Consider the following 20,333-nt stretch of genomic DNA (forward strand, 5'->3'; position numbering starts at 1 on the left):
CGGGATGGAGCAGTCTGGTAGCTCGTCGGGCTCATAACCCGAAGGTCGTCGGTTCAAATCCGGCTCCCGCAACCAATTTCCTTTAGGGGATTGAGGTTACTGTAAGTGTTAGTTAAGGAAAAGCTTGTCGGTCTCAGCTCTTCATTAGCCAGCAAAGGTAGTCGTTATAAATTCGGCTCCCGCAACCAATTTTTAATTGGAAGCCAAGTTGTAATGTAAGCAACTTTAAATAAGTATGCAATTTCAGGCGCGGGATGGAGCAGTCTGGTAGCTCGTCGGGCTCATAACCCGAAGGTCGTCGGTTCAAATCCGGCTCCCGCAACCACTGAAATAAATAAGAATAAACAGACACTCTTTAAGAGTGTTTTTTTATGTCTAAAATTTAGTAAGTGACTCATAACCCGAAGGTCGTCGTCACTGCGTGATGCGTTCGCTCTTCATAAACTCTGGCTCCCGCAACCACTGAAATAAATAAGAATGAACAGACACTCTTAAAGAGTGTTTTTTTATGTCTAAAATTTAGTGAGTGACTCATAACCCGAAGGTCGTCGTCACTGCGTGATGCGTTCACTCTTCATAAACTCTGACTCCCGCAACCACTGAAATAAATAAGAATAAACAGACACTCTTAAAGAGTGTTTTTTTATGTCTAAAGTTTGGCGAATGACTTACAACCCAAAAGCCGTCGCTTTACTGTTTACCACGCTCAATTGGCTAATCAGGAAGGAGCAATAAACGGCTATAAAGGTTAATTTAACTCATAGGGTTTATAGGTTAGTTTTGAATATAAAAGGAACTTAGCAGCTTAATTAGTGCTAAAAGTAGTTATTTTTTTAAACTTAGCGTAGCTTATGTAGCAGTAACGTAAATATTTTAGCAAGAGTAGGCATGACAGAACTTTACCACTGGTTTGATTTAATAGGTGTTGCAGTATTTGCCATATCGGGCACCTTGGTAGCGTATGAAAAGAAGATGGATGGCTTTGGTGTTGTTGTACTTGCTACCGTAACCGCTATTGGCGGAGGAACTGTTCGCGATGTGATATTAAATGTTCCGGTATTTTGGCTGCACGACCAAAGTTATTTTGCTGCAATTTTAGCTGCAATACTACTAACAACGCGGCTAATAAATAAGCAAAGAACCATACCCCACTATAATTTACAAATTGCCGATGCGTTTGGTTTAGCTTTTTTTGCTGTAATGGGCACGCAAAAAGCATTGCTCGCCGGTATGCCAGATATGACAGCAGTGATTATGGGGGTTATTACCGGATGTTTTGGTGGCCTAATTCGTGATGTACTTGCCCGGGAGATCCCCATGTTGTTAAAGGGCGAGCTTTATGCAACCACCTGTATAGCGGGGGGAATAGTGTACACCTTGTGTATTAACTTTTCGCTTATCGTTGAAGTTGCGATGATTTTGAGTATGTTGATGACTCTGTTACTGCGTTTTGCTGCCATAAAATGGGGTATTGTATTACACGTTTTTAAATATCCCGACTAAACTAAAGCTAAAGGGTATTTATTAGGATAGGGAATGTCGTTAGCTCGCATATATTCTCGTGCTCAGGTGGGCATAAATGCCCCCGAAGTGATTGTTGAGGTGCATTTAGGTAATGGTTTGCCTGCTTTTCATATTGTAGGTTTGCCCGAGGCCTCGGTAAAAGAATCTAAAGACAGAGTGCGTAGCGCACTTGAAAATTCTAAGTTTGGTTTTCCCGATCAACGTATTACTGTTAATTTAGCCCCTGCCGATTTACCAAAAGACGGTGGCCGATTCGATCTTGCTATTGCCGTAGGTATTTTAGTCGCCTCAGGGCAAATAGTGTGCTCAGACATTCATAAATATGAGTTTTACGGGGAGCTGGCACTTAACGGTGAAATACGTGGCGTAAATGCTATTTTGCCCTCGGTGCTTGCTGCTAAAGAGCAGGACCGCTGCTGTTTTTTACCACTGGCAAATGATAGCTTAGCTAGTTTAGTTAACGGGGTTAAACGCAAAGCCGTAAGCTCTATTGCAGAAGTGTGGGGCGATTTACTTAATCAGCAACCACTACCGTTAAATATACAATACCCAGATTGCACGCAAGCTCCTGATTTTTTGCTCGATTTAAGTGATGTGAAAGGCCAGCCTGGGGCAAAGCGAGTACTCGAAATTGCCGCTGCAGGAGGCCATAACTTACTATTTTTGGGCCCCCCTGGTACGGGTAAGTCAATGCTGGCTCAACGTATGGCAACCATTATGCCGACCATGTCAGATGATGAAGCAATTGCTACTGCAGCGCTTTATTCTATTATTGGCCAGTCGATTGATTTAACTAATTGGCGACAACGGCCATTTCGTAACCCTCACCATACCTGCTCTGCCGTTGCATTAGTCGGTGGCTCGTCAAACCCTAAACCAGGGGAAATTTCATTGGCGCATAATGGCGTGCTTTTTTTAGATGAGTTGCCAGAGTTCGAACGTAAAGTGCTTTTAACGAGTACAAATTAAAATGTTAAATATGTATGGGTATTCGGGAGGTTATGCTATAGTAAAGTATGAGATGAGTTACATTTTATGTGTGTAGATGAAAAAGGTTATTCTTAAAAACTTTAAGCATGGATCTCGCACAATTGAAAAGCTCGATGTGTTTGTTGCCGATGATGATTGCCTTATCCTTATCCCTAGTTTTTATTCCTTACAACTGTACTATCACTTAAAGCATTACATACAGATAGATAAAAAATTAAAAAACGGAATAAATCAAACACAACTTATAGAATTAGATATTAGCAAAGTCACAGCTTCACAATACATATCACATTTAGATCGCTTTTTACGCTACTTACATCAGAGCGGCCAAGTAAGTCCAGATAAAAATTGGTTAATGCTAAATCACAATCTTCCCCCAGAAATCATTAATCATTATATTAATGATGTTTTTATATTGGAACAAAAGCACAGTATGACATCCGCAACACAGTGTGTATCAGCACTTTCCTCATATTACAATTACCTTACTAAGATAGGCTTAACATCATACAAGTCTCTTAGCATTGCACCTGGCAATAAAACGATTGCCAAAAAAAATACAATGCGTCGCGAAGCAGTTAAATACTTGCCACAAAGCACTCGCAACGCACTATATCGCCAGTGCACCACTATGCGTAACAAGTTGATATTGAAATGCGGATCAGAAGTCGGTACTAGAGCTAAAGAGATTGCAGGATTTTATTTAAACGATTTTGAGTATGGGCAAAAAACGCGTAAAGGCTTGCTCACTTTATTTGATGAAATGAAGGCGAATCCTAACCAAACGGTTTTTACATACTTTTTACCAGGTGTAAATAGTAAAGCTAAACCGGGCAAAGGAGGCATGTCCCGCAACCTGTATATTGAGGCAGGTCTATTAGAAGAAATGCAAGAATACTATCAACAAGAACGTCCAGTTAATTCAGAATCCAATGCGTTTTTCCTAAAAGTTGATAACAGCACCTATGGTGAATCGATCACTGAAGAACAGGCATCTAGCATATTCAAAAACGCAAAAGATAAGTTATTGCAGGTCCAAGATAGAGATAACGCACATACTTATAAAATACATAAAGACCATGTATTTCACGTTATGCGGCACAGTTTTGGTACTGATAAATTTTATGAGTACGCAAAAAATATCGGAAATGAAATCGACGCGATAACTGCAAACAGTGCAGTGATGATTCAAATAGCTGAACTACTAGGCCACTCATTAGCAGGTAAAGATAAAGGTTTAACAGTAACGCGAAGATATATACGTAGTGCAAGGGAAAAAATGTCAATGGAAGGGCTAATCTAATGGATGATACTGATATATTGAGCGGCCAAGAAGATGTGGATATGCTAACGGAAGAACAGCTATTACAAGAGGACTTCCTGCGCGCACAAAAAACCACACCAATGCCTATTATTTATACACGTATTGTGCTGCCAAAAAGTTTTGGTATACGCCAGTCCTATAATATCTTTGAGTGCACCAACGAACATGCCGATGCCAAATTGTTGTTTCGTTGCCTTGCTGTTGTATTACATGATGTGCAAACTCATTCGAATAATTACAGCTCTACAAAATTGAGATTTATATCTCTGGGGATATTAAGCTTTGTCCCCTGGCTGAACGAGCACAGAATTGACAATAGCAACCGAGCGAAAGTTGTTAAGGATTTCGAAACCTTTCGAGTCAATGAGTGTCGCGTAAAACCGCAATCTTCAAATGCTTTAGCTATATTAAATACCCTTAAGGTTTGCTTGGGCTTGAAGAGTTTCCAAAGTACGCTGTCACAATCAGAAATAGCGTATATACGGACAATAGTTAATAAAACTAAGTTGTCGAAAGAGGCCGAGCCTCAACAAATTACCCTTACGAACTACTTTGGTCAAATGCAGTGGTTACGTGAATATATGGATAATGACTTGTTCAATCGTGTTGCAAGTCCTAAGGCATTGATGAATTCATTTTCTATTACAGTTGCGGCTCTGATGCTGGAAGCTCAGCAATTACTTAATGAGCTAGAATTGTATTGTCTTGAAAATAAAATAACCACAGGCATGCTGAGCATAGAACGCACGATAAAAGATGATTCAAGCCACCAACGTGCACTACTGAGGCATTTAATTAATATTTTTTGCGAGAATTTCAGCAGTGAAACGCCAGATTGCATAAAAGTATTGCTGTTTGATTTATCTAACTCTAGTGCTTATGAAGATAATTTAAAGCGTTTAAAGAATGGGATGCGGGTAGTAAAGCAGCCTATTAAGAGTGATATTGTTACAGTCACTAATACAGCCAAAGCTTTGTTTAATTACGACATCATAATGGCTATAGTGGAGCGTGCTGAGCAAAAAACACGTAAGGTAACCCCAATTACTCCAATACCAGTGACCGAACTTGAGCAAATATGTTTTATGTGGTTGATGGCATGGCAAGCGGTACAGCCTAGCGATATACCCAAGCTTTTACGAAGCGACTTTCGTTTTATGGAGCGCAACGATGGCTCTGTCACTCATATTAGCTGTGAATACTACAAAAGCCGAGCTCATAACTACAAAGAGATACCTTTGCTAGCGACTAGCGACATTGAGGGGAAAGCGATATTAAACTACATAAGCCGAAAAACATTGAATAGTGACGCAGATGGTACGCTTTTAAGTATACCCAATTTATATAAGCAAAAAGTATGCGGGCCTTTTACTTTTATTAGCAACATATTCAAATTGGCAGCCTTCTCTATAATTCATACCAAAATATTGCACCAGCTTGGTAAACGCGACACAACCTCGGTGTTTCTCGACTGTATAAATGCCATGACGTCTCATGGCATTACAAAGAGTTTATGGAATAAGAGTAACTTGAAAGATAATCCCTGTGGATCATTTCTTGCTCAAGCCGGTACTCCTCTTTCTTTGAGTTGGTTTGGTCTCGCTGCTGTTAAAAATTCGTCTATACACTCACGTTCAGATAAATACCGCGTCGGTCACCTAGTAAATTATAATTCACATGAAAATGAAATAGAGCGTGATAGATACATGACAGCAGAGAATCAAGAATGGTTAAATAACTGCGGTAGAGTAACCCGCTCGGTGATGAATGATTTAGCGATTAATGTATTAAGCCCGTCCAGTGATTTAGTATTTAACGGAGATTTTACCCAGGCGCTGGAAGTCATTAATGATAAGAAGAATGATGTGCTATCGCGGTTAAAGCTAGTTACAGAAACTACAGGTAAGGTGAATGAGTTAGGCATGGTTAAAGGACATGAATCAGATGGGGGTGCTTATCCTGATACCCTTTATTTACTAGATACACCAGAAACCTATGTACAAATGCAACATTACGTTACAGAAGCAAAAAGATCATACAAACAACTGCTTATGAGTAACCCCGTTTTTCTTGAATATACTGTGCTACCCACTTGTGAGTGGATAGAAGTAATACTCAATGCATCTAATCTAAAAATACCAAACGAAAAAGGTTTCAGTCAAAAAACTGTAAAAGCAGGGGATGTTATGTACAAAACATATCAGGCTCATCTACTTCCGTTGTTTACTGCCCAATTAACTTAAAAGGAAAAGGATATGCTATTAACCCAAGCAAAACCTCTTTTATCAAACTGTAACGGATTATTACAACATCTAAATGATGAACTGATGATGCTTACACCCATTGATGGCACTAAATTTGACTCAATGATTTGGAAGTTTAATTATAATACGGAAGTAAGAACACTAGATTTTTCACTATTTGACTCCCCTTATGTCAAATTTATTGAAACAATAGAGTTGGTATTTGATGAATATAAGTACCAAATCACAAGTGTCGAATTGGCGAAAATTATTTTTTTATCAACTGCCTCTTCAAGTAGCTCTGGTGCTTATGTTCTAGGCTTTAATCAGCTTACGCGTATTTTTGCCTTTTTCACTGAGAGAAAGATAATTTGTTTGGAATCCAACGAAAACTATCAGGCAATGTTTCAGTACTTGTTGACGATGGATGTAAGAAGCTCAGGGGTTAAGCAGCGTTTTTCAAGCTTTTCCTATGCAGCTGCTTTTAGTATTAGTATAGATAAAATACGAAATGCCTTAGATCTTTATGGTATTGAAGGGATACTATCTCCTATCCCAGAATTTCATCTCAAAAAAGCACTAAGTTCGGCGGTCGAAGTGGTGACTGGACTCACTCTTACCGACTATAAGGCTGGAGGCTCATTTAACTTCTTAGGCCTAGCAATAGGCCGCCACTATATAGATTATTGTAGCGAGTATTTTGAGCAAAATTATCCGCTAGCCAAAACATTGCATTTATGTTTACAAGAGTTACCTGAACTTATTCAGAAAGTATTTGAACACCAAATGGGCAGCCGGCTAAAAGTTGAAAGGCATCTGATAACTCATATTGGAGCAGAGCTTACAGGTCGAAATATTTTAACAGCTCCGTTCTTAATAAGCAGCGGCAGACAAAAGGGTCAATTTGTAATTACCAAGGAGAGGTGTAAGTTAATTCAAAGGGTAACTCATGACTATTTCAAGAAAAAATATCAGCTAGTTCATGAGGAAACAATCTTGTTGAGTGAGCAGGGGTTGGCATTATTATCAAAAAAACTCGAGTTACCTAATCGCTTTGATAGTTTCGAGTTCTTGCGTACCATGTTGTTAACCGATTTAATAAACACTCCATTGCCACGAGGTCCCGAGGCGTTATTAAAACAATATTGTGCGACCTTGAAAGGCAAACGCCAGATTACTTTAATTCAGTTTTTGAAAGCCTGCACTGAGACTAAAAGGCAGTTGTTGGCGAAAATACCGAAAAATAAACAAAATTTAGAGCAGCTACTCCATCAGGCTAACATCCTCCAATCTAATGGTGGCCATGGAATCCGAGAACTTCTTGGTAATGTAGAAGCTTCTGGCTGCACCTTAATGCTTTCTCTCACAGGATGGCGAGCCAGCGAATATGATTTCCCACTGTCAGCCATTACCATTAAAAACAACGAAGATATCCTTGATAGCACTTACAACCCGTTTCGCTTTATGCTCAACTGGGTTGTGCCAAAGACTAATGGTAAGACTAAGTTAGATCGTGAAATTACCTTGTCTGCGTACTTGCTTGCCTTTCAGCTCAATTACTTTAATGGGGAAAGTAACGTTGCGCCATGTCTCTATTCCTTAGGAAAAATCACCCCAGATGTCCACCTATCATCGAATATGTTTCCTTATCGTGTGATACGCATGTGGGCTCATTTTGTACATTACTACACTCCATTTAAAGAATTGAAAAGGTTAGACTACTTAAAACAAATAGATGTACTAAGTGAAGGTGAGCGTTTGGAATTCACCAGATTAACTCAAACATATCCAGACAATGCTTATACGGCGGACTTTCGTCACACAATGCAAAAAGTGACTAATGAGTTACCAATCTTACAAGTATCAGGTCTGTTTGCCAGAAATAAAAACAGCAAGCCAGCTCATAATTTATTTGGTTTTGTCAAAGGAACGTTAAATATCGATGAAATTGATATATGGCAGAAGAAGATGGATCCATTTCTGAAACAAAAGCTAAATGAGTTAACCATCAATAGCCCATCCGATTTGCCGAAGGATTTAGTGAGAGCCTGTACGACAAGTGTCCTTAAAAACTGTGCTTACCCTACACCGCATGCTTTTAGGCATATCTGGGCAGAAGCAGTACTGAGAAGATACTCTGGCGATGTCGGTTGGTTTATTCGCTCGCATTTTAAACACCTCGATGAGCGCTTTTTTATGCGTTACCTGAGACTGAAAAACTTTAAAGATATTCATGATATTGCTAAACGAGCAGTGATAAGTAGCATTGTCAAAATGCACATGTTGACATTGCGTGACGAACAGCGTGCATACGCAGGAAAATTTGATGTGCTAATGCGGCGTCTTGGTAAAGCAACTAAAGTACTATCCTTAGAGCAGCTAGCCGAAGTCGCAGACCAATTTACAGCTACCGAAGTCATCGATATAACCGCTAATGCTTGGAATAACTGTATTGTCAGAGGTACCACGGAGAAGCAAGCCAAGTGTGCCATAGATAGCGAACCTCAAGCGCAGAATGCTGATCCTTCATTGTGCCTCGGTTGCATCAATAGTAATGTCGATGATGGTCATGTGATTGGGATCATGTTGCATGTCGAAAACCATGTGAATATACTTAAAGATCCGAAGCTTCCAGAGTTTTTTAAAATGAAATCGAAATCAACTGTGAGCGAAGCTAAAAAGCAGTTTTTGCAATTAAAGCGTAATAGCGCCAGCAATAAATACGACAATCATATTCAGTATCTTGATGATGCTTTAGTTATTGGAGGTTAGCAATGGAATTTAACGACTTGCTCGCTCAATCTGTCGGACAAGATAAAGATAAGACTAGAGAGTTACCTAGTTGGGTTTCAGAAGATAACGCATCGCTTGCGGCTTATGACACAATTAACAGCATAAAAAAAGAAAAGTATGCGTATATAAATAAGCACAAAACAGTTTCTAAATTTCGCACGAACAAGACCTTTCAAGTGCAGAAATCAGAGGTAGCCAAGGCGATAGGAGCTACAACTCAAGCATTATTTTATACTAGTAGTTACTCCGAAGAGCTGCTAACTTTTCTTGAAGGTAATGAAGAGGCTGATGGAACTAGAAGTGGTGGTATCAACAGTGAGCTGATGAAACGTAAAGATGAGCGCATAGCAAAGCCTAGGACAGGTATAGCGTCTTTATCTAGGCCTAAAGTCAATGCTAATGCAACAGCAGCAAATAAGCGTATTAAAGATTTAGAAGCACAAAATGCGGCAGACCAATTAGCATTAGCAATTACTAAGTTACCGCTGAATGTGCGCGTAAAGCTTAAGCTTATATAAGCAAACTATGGAAAGCCCAGTACTTTAATTAATCTAAGCTAAGTTTATACATCAATCTTGGAGGCATTATGTCTTCAAATTCACAATTTAACGCATTAGCTAGCTTGTATAATGTCTCTAGCTTAATATTCACATTACCTCTTTCCATTTTTCCATAGTTACCGCGCTCTATACCGACATAGGCGGCAAAACCTTCTTGCGAATAGCCAGCTTCTTTACGTTTTTCACGTAGCTTTTCACCAAAATATTTAATTAAATCACTCACCTGATTTTCCTCAAGGTAAAATGATTAGATTTTCATGTTGAGCGCTTAACTACCACGCCCTATAATACCCATTATTATAAGAAGCTTATTAGGATTTACTTTGAAATTTGACCCTCTTGTAGCTCAAATTATTGTTGCACCAAATTTTGATAACTTTACAACAAGTGATGTACGCTCGGCGTACTTAACATTAAAAAATGATTTTTCTTTAGTACCTACAGCAGTTAGACGAAGTATATATGCCGAACTACTCAAGCTTGTTAAAAAAGGTTGGTTAAAAAAGGTGGTATCAAATAAAAAAGGATTTACGCGATTCAATAAAACAGAGAACTTTAACGTTGAGGTAATTACTCACTTAGCTAGTGCAATGTCTATTACTATTGCAGAAAAAGCTGATAATAAACACGTACTGTTACTTGGTAAGTTAAATCATTACAAAGCCGAGTTATTATTAAATCTGGGGGAGTCTGAGGCATATAAAGAGCTTTATTTGGAGTCACCCGAACTGGTAGATGAACTTCAGCCACAATACAACAAAGCGAGAGACAACAATACAAGAATACTTGGCAAGATTAGAGCGATCGAAGGCTTACTGAAGCAAAACGAAGCATTAGATAAAATATGAAACTAAGACTATGGCAAGCCGAATGTATTAATTTAGCGCTTACACAATACCAGAACGGCAATAGCCACTTTTTAGCCTTGGCAACTCCTGGGGCGGGTAAAACTTTGATGGCTTCGGAATTAGCTAACCAGTTATTAAAAAATAATATGGTCGATTTAATTATTTGTTTTTCCCCGTCTTCGATTGTATCTCAAGACTTTAAGGAAAGCTTACAGCTAAAAACGAATGAACGATTTGATGGGCTTATTGGCGCTAAAGGTAGAGCTTTAACGTATCAAAGCTTACAGTATTTAGATGTGCACTTTTGGCAGCTATTTGAACAATATCGAGTTTTTGTAATATTTGATGAAATTCATCATTGTGCAGGCTCTAATATTGATAATGCTAATGCGTGGGGTGAGCAGATAATACTTAACATTCAAAATAAAGCACAATGCACATTAGCTTTAACAGGCACTCCTTGGCGCTCTGACGCTGCTCCTATTGTTCTTTCATCATATCAGCAGCCTAACAACAAAATAGCGTGTGACTATGTTTACGGGCTTTCTGAGGCTATTGGAGATAATGTTTGTCGGGTTCCACAAATAATAGCTGTTGATAATAGCCGCATTACAGTTGTAGATGACGCTGAAACCAAAACATTTAACTGCTTTAAAGCGTTATTAAACGACTCTGGCGTTTCTTATCAAGAAATTATTGAAAATGAAGCGGTAATAAAATACATGATTTCTTCCGCTCAAAAAAAGCTGACTTCAATTAGATTGAAAAACTCCGATGCAGCGGGATTGATTGTTGCGGCATCTGTTGAGCATGCCCATCAAATCTCTATATTAATGCGGACTTACTTTGACGAGGATAGCGTTGTAGTGACCTACCGAGAAAGTGAACCTACAAGTATTATTCAGCAGTTTAGACATGCGCACAGTAAATGGATTATTTCTGTTGGTATGATTAGCGAAGGTACAAACATCCCTCGTTTGCAGGTTTGCTGTCATCTTACAAACATAAAAACAGAAATGCATTTTAGGCAGATATTGGGTCGTATACTAAGGGTTACTAACTCTAAAAACCAAGAAGCCATTATGTATATGCCTGCCGAGCCTAAACTTTTAGAATACGCGTATAGAGTTAATCAAGATGTTCCATTAGAAGCTGATGTAGTTAAGTTTGAAAAAATTGAAGCTACTGCAGAAGACATTTCAGATAAAAACTCAAGAGATATTACTTTTAATAAACAAAGTAAAAAACCTTCCAAAGCTCAGTTTGATTTTGATAACTTTGCTGACTTTTTTGATCAGCCAGTTATGAGCAATAGGCCTGAAGCGACAGAGGAGCATTTTTTAACCGGTGCCTATGAGCGAATTATTAATATATCAGGCCGCTTTCAGCAAGAGGCTATTGCTTTGGGGTTAAGTGAATTGCGGTAAATACGCTAGAATTTACCTTAAGTAGACCTCTACAGGTAACATCGATTTCAGTTACGCGAGGAAATATAACTTAATTTAAGGTGTTGCTATGTATAGCTTCTCAGAAATTCATAAAAAAATAGACTTTATAGAGATTTTAACCAATAGAAAGATCAGTCAAAAATCAAGTCATCTAGAGCAAATTAACTTTATACATCAAGGTGTAGATATCAAAAATGCTGAGCGTTTAAGAATAGAGTTAGGCTGGGGTATACGAGCATTTTCTTCAGCTATTAGAACTAGCAATAGCTCATATTTACGCTATAAAAAAGAATTAAAGCCTTTAAATACCACTTTAAGTGAAAGTACATTTGAAATTGCAAAAGTCTACTCTTTTTGTCTTGATTACTTTGAAAATATAGAACGTTTTAATATTTGGTTAAATACCCCTTCACTCCAATTCGACTCTAAAAAACCTTTAACATTTATAGATACTATAGCTGGCCGTGAATTAATTAAAAATACCGTAAACAGGCTCGAATATGGATATAACGCCTAAAAGTAAAGTGCCTTAGGGCGTGATGCGCATAGTCATCAGACTGCAATATCTGAAGCCAATATCTGTCCCTTTGGTTAATTTAACAAGAAGCCATCACTTTTAGAGGTTAGTAAATTGATTTGATGTCGGAAGACAATAATGTTTGAAACTTTTTTGCCTTCCCAGTCCGTTCCTTTCGTGTCAATAGAAGGTATGTATGACAATAAAGATCAAAACTTAGATTCAATCAACGTGCCTATCCAAAGAAAAATTGTGACAACAAAGATTGAAACTCACTTTTGGACAAAAACGCTTTAGAGCCGAATGACAGCTCTGTGCGTGTTGTTAGAGGCACGGATCTTCGGAGCTTCAGGAACATTGGCAAGCTCTATTTCAAACTCCCAATAGGCGCCTTCAAGGTGGTAAACCTCAGTGGCGTTATTGGCTTTGTTTAAATGGGATTGGCTATTGGGCACTAACGTAAAGTTAGAGAGCTTAGGTCATTTGGATAAGGGGAGTAATTGCATCGTTACCAAGTTTCATAATAAAACACTGGTAACGAGTATAAAATTTAGTGGGCGAGCTTTCGGCTGGAAAGGGGTTTACATAGTTAAAGTAGCTTACGCTCTTTTAGCTCTGAAAGTACTTGTTCAGATAATGAATCAAGCCAATAAACTTCTTTCATTTGCCTACATGTTAAACCAGCTATCTCGAGAAATACAAGCTCAGAATATTTTCTCTCTTCTTCCTTAGCTGTTTTATATAAGTGGAAAGCTATCTCAGTGAACATTAACCAAGAAAAGATGGTTAGTTTAGAAAATAAAGTAATTTCAAGAATACTCTTATATTCAATACTTTTTATTTTCATCATAAACATCGCGATGGATTTAATTTTATCAATAAAATAAAAAGTTTCTTCAGAATACAACATATCAATATGCTGTAGATTCTTTTTATTTTTTTCAATAGGTTTGACTTTGGTAAACACAAAGTAACTGAAGAGGAACTCTTCAAAAGGTATTGTTTTCATATTTTCTAGGTAATAATCATCAATTACATTCCGTGTTCCTTGATCCAAATTAACAAACTCTATCCTATTATCAGTCTCGAGAATTTCAACATCATTTTGAAGGCGTAATTTTGCTTGATATGCAATTTCAAAAACAGCATCCTTTATAACTCTAAAATTCTGCGTGTCAGACTGTTCTGTAAGTGCCTTTTTGGTAGCTGCGAGTTCTCTACGATTATCCTTCCAAACAAAATACAATAAAAAAACAGACACAGTAGACAAAATTGGGGTTGCAACGCCTGTGAATATTGTCGCAGTATCAACCCAAGTTTTAAATTCTCTAGATGGCGAAAATTCAAAAAAATATCCGAATGTGCTGCCAACACCTAAAAGTACACTTAGCGCTATTATCATTATGATCTTGAGAAACTCACTCTCTTTTCTTTGTAAAGCTTCTTGTTTAGTCATTTAAAACTTTCTCGCTCAATTGTTAATCAATTAATTTTATTACATTCAAAGTTTTTTCAGAGTTTTCATAAGTCAGTTTAATAAGCTGTTCAGCAACAATTGATTCGAAATTGTAATAAAACTCTTCAACATATCTGTTTTTATTTATTTTATTTGCTTCTTCTATTTTTTTTATTAGTAAGTCAAACATCACAAATTCTCTAATTTTATTTTCCCCTTGGTATAAGATGTAACAAATAAGATAACGAGCAATTTCTTTAGGGTAGCCTACACGATGTTCTAAGTTACGATAAAGCTCCACTTCAGATTTAACTTTAGCATGCGAGGATGCCAATATTTGGTTCAAGGAAAAGTTATACTGGCTTAGATATTTTAAAACACACATATATGTATTTGTTAAAGGATCGAGTTGCTTATTTTGAACATAGTCATTTTTAAATTCATCAGAAATATTGCTATAAATTTTAACTAATATTGACTGGTCTAGAGTAGATAGCAATAGGTTGCTTAATGAGAAAATGTCATCAGTATTAATACTATATTTTTTTTCAGTAAACCTCTCATTCAACTGACTTGTTCTCCTGGCAAAAATTGATAAATCATCCCTCATTGATTGACTCTTGATTTGATTTTCTAAAGTATTATTGTTTTTTTGAAACTCTTTTTTGCTAGATATCCACGTGAGCCAAATCAATATAACGCTCGCAAGTAGTAAAATTGGAGTTAATAGCCCATTAATAATTGAAGCAGTAGTAGACCAGTTCGCTGCATGATGCTCAGTAAGGTTTTTTGGGATTTCCCACGTAAAATAAGGAAAGTGTATACTGTAAGTAATTATAACCCCTGCTATAGCCAATAAAGTTAAGCCCAATACACAGTAGCCAATAAATAAATCGCTGTCTTTTTTACTCATCAACATTCCCTCGCTTTAAAACTCCTTTTTACACCAATCTCAACCACTTAACAACTAAGCTGCACCACGTACTGCACGAATAATCGCCCCATTTTCTTGAATGTTAGCCACCACAACTTGGCGTGCTATGTCTTAGCCAACGGATTGCGATTTTTGCTCATTAGCACCGCCTTGCACAGTAATTTGGTTGGTTATATGTATACTTACACCACCAGAGCCGGCACCATCATTAGCCGCACCGCCTGCGTTATAACGCCTCGCTATTTGGCTGATTTCAGTATTTTGTTTAGGGCTTAATACACGCTCACCACGTTGTAATACATAGGTAGATTCATTCGGCACATAGTCTAAACCACCGTGTGCAATCCCCGCCGGTTGTTGGGCTTTGATTTGGCGTACTTGTTGTAAACCCATCATCACTGCTGCCGCAGCTGCAACACCACCCAAAACAGGCCCTACAATAGGAATAAGGGCCAAAGACGTATAGGCTACAGTTGCACCTTGGTATGTATTTATAACAGCTTGGGCAATGGCAAACGCTTTATAGGCCTTAAAGGCTGTTTTACTTTGTCCAGCCATTGCTTTAAAAGTAGTGGCCCCCAAGCCAACAATAGCGTTGGATTTTTCAGTTTCTGTTTTTTCTCAAAGTTGGAAAAGCCGAGAGTCAAATATGACTTCAGATATCAAAACTTTTGACTGACCGGTTATCGCTCAAAGCTGCTCATTCTGAATTAAAAACTAACTAATAAAAGCTGAGGGTTTCACGTTGATCACTAAATTGATTATTAATTCTAAGCTTTCATAAATCATGATTAAGATGATATGTTTAAAGGCCTCTACTCTCACAGCGACTTTTTACTACATCATTTTGATTCTTTTGTAGCTTTGAAATTTTTTCTGCTCTAGTACATTCCCAAGCATCTACAGGATACATTTTATCCCACGCATTCATTAGCTGGCGTTGTGATTTACTCATGCTGTATCGTTTATAGGTGTTCTCCATATACAGATAAGTACGCGCAATTTGCCCTCTAGCCATTTCAGGTGGCTCAGCTTTGCTGTTATCAATTTTCATCGCACAACGCCCAAAATCGCTTTTAGCCGCAGGAAGCATAGTAAAGTTATGATTGCTTCTCAGAGCATTCACAGCGCCCATGGCCGGATAAAGGTTAAACATATCAGCTTGCATAAAACGGTATTCTGTATTTACTTTTTCAGCACACCTTCGACCTTTAAATGACTTCCCCTTACTATTTACACACTGCTTATGGCCATCTCGCCATTCGCTAAAAGTACGACCAAAGTTTTCTGCTGGAACAACGTGCTCCCATTCAATTTTTTCTGCTCGTTTGATGTACTTTGTTGTAGAAAAGCCCTCCGGTGCGGTTACTCTTTTACTAGCGTCAAATGTCGCTCCACAATAAAGTGTAATGCGGTGATTGTTATAAACCTGCTTTTCTAGAAGTCGTTTAGCTTTGCTAAATGAGTCGATTTCTTGATTTGCTGAAGAGGTAGCTGAGAAAATAAGTGTTGCTAACAGTGAAATTGTGGATGCTTTCATTATGATTCTTGGTACCTATTTCGGTTTAAATATGTCACATATAATAAATGAGTTAATAAGCTAGATCTCATTTGTGGTGACTGATAATTTTAATTTGTAGAACTCAAATATTATGCTTTTAAAATTTAATGGGAAAGCTACTTCCCAGTCCATGTATTGTCATTTTGATACTGTCCAGAGCAAGCGCTGTTATATGCAAATTGGCCCGTAGACTTATCTCGACAGCGCTAGACTAAGTTGTAGTTACCATCATAAAACTGGTCCCATGCATAACCAGAAGAATAGTTATTTGACCCGCCAGCTCCTGCCGCAGCAACAGCTAAAACGACGACACCTACCGCAACGACAGCAGCAACAACGCCTTGAGCGATTTCTTTTCTGTCTTGTGCAGCTAATATCTCACATTTGTATTGAGTGAGTGCTCTATATTTAACTTCTCTGTTAAGCGCGAAGATATAGTTCGCTTCATCAGTATTTTCGGTGGTATAACTTTTAGCGAGGATATCTTTATCATCAAGGTAGTTTCGACACACTTGAGCATCTGTTAATTCAGAGTCACCGGCAATGATGGCGTGTCTAGAGGCTGAACAGCCAGTAATAACGCTAAGTATTAGAAAAGATGCAATAGTGTTTTTAACTAAAGTCATTAGTAAGTTATTCCATAATTAAAATAAGCTTTGAGTAAGCTCATAATTCCTTTGTGAAATTTTAACAAACCGATGGTAATTTTACTAATTGTTATTAAAGGGGTTTTTCATCTTTAAGCCTAAAACATGCTTATATCAGCTCTAATAAAACTATCGTCTCACAAAAAGAACCTTGGCATAATTTAAACCTTAAATTAAACTGTATATATAAACAGTGTTTGAGGTGTGTATGTTCGTTATTCCAATTTTTATAGAAGCAGGCATTACCGGCTTTGAATCTCCTGCCGCAGAATATGTAGAGCTCGGTATTTCAATCGATGAACTAATCATTAAACACCCGAATGCTACTTTTATTGGTATCGCTTCTGGGCAATCCATGCAAGAAGTAGGAATATTCGATGGTGACTTACTAGTCATTGATAGAGCTGAGGATGTAAGTACCGGCGATATTATTGTTGCTAGTTATAACGGTTCGTTTGTTTGTAAAATCATAGATAAATCGAAACGCTTACTTATCTCTGCCTCTAAAGATTATAAGTCTGTTTATATCTCTAATGATGACGACTTTAAGCTCGAAGGCGTCGTTACTGCTAGTATCCGCCTACACAGAAATAAAGCTGAGGTGAATCGATGTTTGCCCTCGTAGATGCAGTGGCATTTTATGCCAGTGCGGAGAAGGTATTTGACCCATCCATTCGCTTTAAACCTGTTGTTGTTCTAACAAATAACGATGGGTGTATTTGTGCCATATGCCCTATTGCTAGAAAGCTTAATATCCCGAAATTTGAACCTTACTTCAAAATTAGACCCTATTTAGAGCAGCATAATGTCGTTGTGCGCTCTTCAAATTATGAACTCTACGCTGATTTGAGTGAAAGAATGATGACGGTCATAAATCGTTTTTGTGATGACCATTATGTTTATAGTATTGATGAGTCATTTTTACGTTTTACTGGTTTTTCTAGAATTATTAATGACTGGGCTGACTACGGACACACAATACGACGAGCTGTATGGCGCGAAACTGGTTTGCCTGTTGGTGTCGGCTTTGGTATTACGCCTACGTTAGCTAAAGCAGCCAACCATGCGGCGAAAAAACTCTCTGGTTATAACGGGGTTGCTGTTATTAATGATGATATCTCACGGCAGGAAGTCCTTATGCGTATGGATGTTACCGATGTCTGGGGTATTGGCTCTCGACTCGGTAAAAAACTCAAGGTGATGGGAATTAAAAGTGCATGGGATTTAGCGAATCAAAACCCTAAAGAAATGCGACGTATGTTTAGCGTTGTTGTTGAGAGGACTGTGAGTGAGCTTAACGGCATCGCCTGTTTAAGTTGGGATGAAGTAAAACAGAATAAAAAAGAAATCTACTCAACGAGAAGTTTCGGCGAAAGAGTAAGTGACTTAAATACATTAAAATCAGCCCTCGTAACACACGCAGCGATTGTTGGCAGCAAACTAAGGAAACAGCAGTCATTAGCAAAACGACTCGTGATATTCGCTGCAAGCTCGCCACACGAAGACGTGTATTATAAGAAATCGTTGCTCTATGATTTTCCTATACCTACATCAGATACCAGTGTTATAGCCAATGCTGTTTCAGATGTTATTGATGATATTTTTAAGGCTAACACGCGCTTTTATCGCTGCGGTATTGGCGCAATAGAATTAGAAGGTGAGTTATTTCAACAAGCAGATATGTTTTCTGTAAGTAAAGATAACCCAGAAGTAATGGCGTGTTTGGATGCTATAAATAAACGTTATGGGGTCGGCACTTTATCTTTAGGAAGTGAAAAGCTCACAAAATCATGGAACATGAAACGGGCTTTTTTATCGCCCCATTACACAACCCGCTGGTCAGATATTCCAATCATAGATTGTGATTGAACTGGGTTAGAACCATCAAATATTGAATGTGGTAACAGTGTATTTAGTTTATAAGGTTACAGGAAATCTTTATTGGAATTTCTTAATTAAAACCCTTTTTGCCTTGTGTAGCGCTACAGTATTTTGAATTTAGACCCACTTTAGTTATATCTATGACTCCTTTCTTCAGGTTAGCTTGTTTAGATGTTACCAGCAATGCAAAAATGATCCACTTCAACAATTGAAATCTGATCCAGTTAACTTAACACTGGTGCTTTTCGGTAAGCACCATGATTTCAAAAGAAGAGTTCATGAAAATAAAAGTCTTAGCCATGCAAGGCATGTCTCAACGAGCCATTGCTAAACAGTTAGGCATATCGCGTAACACCGTTAAAAAATACCTTCAGGGTGATTTTGACGAGCCGCATTATGCTACTCGTAAAACGGGTATTTCAAAATTAGAGGCCTTTAAACCATATTTGCATTCTCGGTTAGCTAAAGCTGCTCCAATACACTTATCAGCCGTTGTTTTACTCAGGGAAATTAAAGAGCAAGGCTATACCGGAGAAATATCGTTACTACGTCAATACCTGCATCAATATCGAGGGAGCGTTGAGCCCCAACCCATTATTCGCTTTGAAACAGAAGCAGGTAAACAAATGCAAGTTGATTGGGGCCAAATGCGAGGTGGGAAATCACCTCTGCATGCCTTTGTCGCTGTTTTAGGCTATAGCCGTGCATTGTTTGTCGCGATTACTGACAACATGCGCTATGAAACGCTCGAAGCATGTCATCGCCAAGCCTTTGAGTATTTCCAAGGCATTCCACAGCAAGTGTGGTATGACAACATGAAAACCGTTGTTATAGAGCGTGATGCTTACGGTGAGGGTAAACACCGCTTTAATCAGCATTTTTACCAATTTAGTAAAGAAATGGGGTTCATTCCAAAGCTATGTAAGCCCTACCGCCCGCAAACAAAAGGCAAAGTAGAGCGAATGGTACGCTATGTGCGCGATAACTTTTATCAGCCATTGGCCACTAAATTATCTGCCCTTGAACTTACTTTGGACGTTGAAACTGCCAATGTTGAAGTCATTAACTGGTTGAACACAGTGGCTAACCAGCGTATTCACGACACAATAAAAGTAAAACCCGCAGATAGATTAAAAGAAGAGCAGACATACCTTCAATCTTTACCCCCGCTCCAACCTGTTGCACCACCACAGCCGGCAGAAGTGAGCATGCCTTTATTTGATATGTCCTTCGAGACTCAACCGTTACATCATGATTTAAACATTTACGCGCAGTTTTCGGAGGCTTTATGAACTTACAATTAGCACGTTTGCATGAGCTAACAGAGGAGCTTCAACTCGCTGGTGTTGAAACGAACGCAACAGCGCTAGCGCAGCAAGCAGCAAAAGAAGAATGGGATTATTTACAGTTTCTAGAACGCATACTGCAAAGCGAGCAGAAGCACCGGCATCAACGTAAACAGGTTATGTTTACACGTATGGCTGGGTTTCCGTCATTAAAATCGCTCGAGGAATTTGATTTTACGTTCGCCTATTAAGCGACAATTACGGTGGCCGGTCTAGCGACAATTATCTTGGCCGGTTGATCTGATAAAGTTCGGTATAGCA

18 protein-coding genes, 1 tRNA gene and 1 pseudogene are annotated in these 20,333 nt (G+C 38.4%); 14 read left to right on the plus strand and 6 right to left on the minus strand.

Annotated features, from left to right (window positions below):
* Positions 1-248 precede the first annotated feature (248 nt).
* From AAEY55_RS16705 to AAEY55_RS16735, 7 genes and pseudogenes are all read left to right on the plus strand, one after another.
* Positions 249-325 (plus strand) — tRNA-Met (locus tag AAEY55_RS16705).
* A gap of 563 nt (positions 326-888) precedes the next feature.
* On the plus strand, positions 889-1,503 hold the full coding sequence (locus tag AAEY55_RS16710) for a trimeric intracellular cation channel family protein (RefSeq protein WP_011326851.1): 615 nt from the start codon (positions 889-891) through the stop codon (positions 1,501-1,503).
* Between the two features lie 33 nt (positions 1,504-1,536).
* Positions 1,537-2,475: pseudogene (locus AAEY55_RS16715) on the plus strand (YifB family Mg chelatase-like AAA ATPase); the annotation flags it as partial.
* A 94-nt stretch (positions 2,476-2,569) separates the two neighbouring features.
* Entirely contained in the window at positions 2,570-3,817 is a 1,248-nt protein-coding gene (locus tag AAEY55_RS16720) for a tyrosine-type recombinase/integrase (RefSeq protein WP_350544862.1), read from the plus strand.
* Positions 3,817-6,081, plus strand: a complete 2,265-nt coding sequence (locus AAEY55_RS16725; RefSeq protein ID WP_350544865.1) for a hypothetical protein — start codon at positions 3,817-3,819, stop codon at positions 6,079-6,081. The genes AAEY55_RS16720 and AAEY55_RS16725 overlap by 1 nt, the downstream gene beginning before the upstream one ends.
* A gap of 12 nt (positions 6,082-6,093) precedes the next feature.
* Entirely contained in the window at positions 6,094-8,853 is a 2,760-nt protein-coding gene (locus AAEY55_RS16730; protein WP_350544867.1) for a hypothetical protein, read from the plus strand.
* A 2-nt stretch (positions 8,854-8,855) separates the two neighbouring features.
* The gene (locus tag AAEY55_RS16735) at positions 8,856-9,392 is read left to right on the plus strand and encodes a hypothetical protein (protein ID WP_350544870.1); all 537 of its coding nucleotides are present in this window, start codon (positions 8,856-8,858) and stop codon (positions 9,390-9,392) included.
* Positions 9,393-9,420: 28 nt separating this feature from the next.
* Here the strand turns inward: AAEY55_RS16735 and AAEY55_RS16740 are convergent, their stop codons facing one another.
* Entirely contained in the window at positions 9,421-9,657 is a 237-nt protein-coding gene (locus AAEY55_RS16740; RefSeq protein WP_350544872.1) for a helix-turn-helix transcriptional regulator, read from the minus strand.
* 100 nt (positions 9,658-9,757) lie between these two features.
* Here AAEY55_RS16740 and AAEY55_RS16745 point away from each other — a divergent pair, with 100 nt between their 5' ends.
* From AAEY55_RS16745 to AAEY55_RS16755, 3 genes are all read left to right on the plus strand, one after another.
* On the plus strand, positions 9,758-10,282 hold the full coding sequence (locus AAEY55_RS16745; protein WP_350544875.1) for a hypothetical protein: 525 nt from the start codon (positions 9,758-9,760) through the stop codon (positions 10,280-10,282).
* A complete protein-coding gene (locus AAEY55_RS16750) occupies positions 10,279-11,709 on the plus strand; it encodes a DEAD/DEAH box helicase family protein (protein WP_350544878.1) in 1,431 nt (476 codons plus the stop codon). The genes AAEY55_RS16745 and AAEY55_RS16750 overlap by 4 nt, the downstream gene beginning before the upstream one ends.
* A gap of 88 nt (positions 11,710-11,797) precedes the next feature.
* On the plus strand, positions 11,798-12,247 hold the full coding sequence (locus AAEY55_RS16755) for an antitoxin Xre/MbcA/ParS toxin-binding domain-containing protein (protein ID WP_350544880.1): 450 nt from the start codon (positions 11,798-11,800) through the stop codon (positions 12,245-12,247).
* 589 nt (positions 12,248-12,836) lie between these two features.
* Here AAEY55_RS16755 and AAEY55_RS16760 read toward each other — a convergent pair.
* The 5 genes from AAEY55_RS16760 to AAEY55_RS16780 form a co-directional block, all read right to left on the minus strand.
* Positions 12,837-13,703: a hypothetical protein gene (locus AAEY55_RS16760; protein ID WP_350544883.1), complete on the minus strand. Its 867-nt coding sequence runs from the start codon at positions 13,701-13,703 to the stop codon at positions 12,837-12,839.
* 22 nt (positions 13,704-13,725) lie between these two features.
* Entirely contained in the window at positions 13,726-14,616 is an 891-nt protein-coding gene (locus AAEY55_RS16765) for a hypothetical protein (RefSeq protein WP_350544884.1), read from the minus strand.
* A gap of 132 nt (positions 14,617-14,748) precedes the next feature.
* Positions 14,749-15,195 carry a hypothetical protein gene (locus AAEY55_RS16770; protein WP_350552334.1) on the minus strand — a complete coding sequence of 149 codons (447 nt, stop codon included), beginning with the start codon at positions 15,193-15,195 and terminating at the stop codon, positions 14,749-14,751.
* Between the two features lie 247 nt (positions 15,196-15,442).
* Positions 15,443-16,177 (minus strand): endonuclease, encoded by a 735-nt coding sequence (locus AAEY55_RS16775; RefSeq protein WP_350544889.1) that lies wholly within the window; start codon positions 16,175-16,177, stop codon positions 15,443-15,445.
* 227 nt (positions 16,178-16,404) lie between these two features.
* Entirely contained in the window at positions 16,405-16,824 is a 420-nt protein-coding gene (locus AAEY55_RS16780) for a hypothetical protein (protein WP_350544892.1), read from the minus strand.
* Between the two features lie 229 nt (positions 16,825-17,053).
* On the opposite strand from AAEY55_RS16780, the gene AAEY55_RS16785 reads away from it, so the two are divergent.
* From AAEY55_RS16785 to AAEY55_RS16800, 4 genes are all read left to right on the plus strand, one after another.
* On the plus strand, positions 17,054-17,470 hold the full coding sequence (locus tag AAEY55_RS16785) for a LexA family transcriptional regulator (protein WP_007583926.1): 417 nt from the start codon (positions 17,054-17,056) through the stop codon (positions 17,468-17,470).
* Positions 17,455-18,714 carry a Y-family DNA polymerase gene (locus AAEY55_RS16790; protein WP_350544894.1) on the plus strand — a complete coding sequence of 420 codons (1,260 nt, stop codon included), beginning with the start codon at positions 17,455-17,457 and terminating at the stop codon, positions 18,712-18,714. Before AAEY55_RS16785 ends, AAEY55_RS16790 begins: the two co-directional genes overlap by 16 nt.
* Positions 18,715-18,983: 269 nt before the next feature.
* Positions 18,984-20,018, plus strand: a complete 1,035-nt coding sequence (istA, locus tag AAEY55_RS16795) for an IS21 family transposase (RefSeq protein WP_089367649.1) — start codon at positions 18,984-18,986, stop codon at positions 20,016-20,018.
* A complete protein-coding gene (locus AAEY55_RS16800) occupies positions 20,015-20,263 on the plus strand; it encodes an ATP-binding protein (protein WP_350552337.1) in 249 nt (82 codons plus the stop codon). Before istA ends, AAEY55_RS16800 begins: the two co-directional genes overlap by 4 nt.
* Positions 20,264-20,333 lie beyond the last annotated feature (70 nt).

The sequence above is a fragment of the Pseudoalteromonas sp. 120-MNA-CIBAN-0494 genome, from assembly GCF_040308885.1.
In the GTDB taxonomy this organism is placed as follows: domain Bacteria; phylum Pseudomonadota; class Gammaproteobacteria; order Enterobacterales; family Alteromonadaceae; genus Pseudoalteromonas; species Pseudoalteromonas nigrifaciens.

Bases quoted from the DNA above. Each gene is read 5' to 3' on its own strand.
- istA (WP_089367649.1), top strand. From the start codon at position 18,984: ATGATTTCAAAAGAAGAGTTCATGAAAATAAAAGTCTTAGCCATGCAA.
- AAEY55_RS16735 (WP_350544870.1), top strand. From the start codon at position 8,856: ATGGAATTTAACGACTTGCTCGCTCAATCTGTCGGACAAGATAAAGAT.
- AAEY55_RS16760 (WP_350544883.1), bottom strand. From the start codon at position 13,703: ATGACTAAACAAGAAGCTTTACAAAGAAAAGAGAGTGAGTTTCTCAAG.
- AAEY55_RS16725 (WP_350544865.1), top strand. From the start codon at position 3,817: ATGGATGATACTGATATATTGAGCGGCCAAGAAGATGTGGATATGCTA.
- AAEY55_RS16750 (WP_350544878.1), top strand. From the start codon at position 10,279: ATGAAACTAAGACTATGGCAAGCCGAATGTATTAATTTAGCGCTTACA.
- AAEY55_RS16800 (WP_350552337.1), top strand. From the start codon at position 20,015: ATGAACTTACAATTAGCACGTTTGCATGAGCTAACAGAGGAGCTTCAA.
- AAEY55_RS16785 (WP_007583926.1), top strand. From the start codon at position 17,054: ATGTTCGTTATTCCAATTTTTATAGAAGCAGGCATTACCGGCTTTGAA.
- AAEY55_RS16775 (WP_350544889.1), bottom strand. From the start codon at position 16,177: ATGAAAGCATCCACAATTTCACTGTTAGCAACACTTATTTTCTCAGCT.
- AAEY55_RS16730 (WP_350544867.1), top strand. From the start codon at position 6,094: ATGCTATTAACCCAAGCAAAACCTCTTTTATCAAACTGTAACGGATTA.
- AAEY55_RS16710 (WP_011326851.1), top strand. From the start codon at position 889: ATGACAGAACTTTACCACTGGTTTGATTTAATAGGTGTTGCAGTATTT.
- AAEY55_RS16765 (WP_350544884.1), bottom strand. From the start codon at position 14,616: ATGAGTAAAAAAGACAGCGATTTATTTATTGGCTACTGTGTATTGGGC.
- AAEY55_RS16720 (WP_350544862.1), top strand. From the start codon at position 2,570: ATGAAAAAGGTTATTCTTAAAAACTTTAAGCATGGATCTCGCACAATT.
- AAEY55_RS16790 (WP_350544894.1), top strand. From the start codon at position 17,455: ATGTTTGCCCTCGTAGATGCAGTGGCATTTTATGCCAGTGCGGAGAAG.
- AAEY55_RS16780 (WP_350544892.1), bottom strand. From the start codon at position 16,824: ATGACTTTAGTTAAAAACACTATTGCATCTTTTCTAATACTTAGCGTT.
- AAEY55_RS16755 (WP_350544880.1), top strand. From the start codon at position 11,798: ATGTATAGCTTCTCAGAAATTCATAAAAAAATAGACTTTATAGAGATT.
- AAEY55_RS16770 (WP_350552334.1), bottom strand. From the start codon at position 15,195: ATGGCTGGACAAAGTAAAACAGCCTTTAAGGCCTATAAAGCGTTTGCC.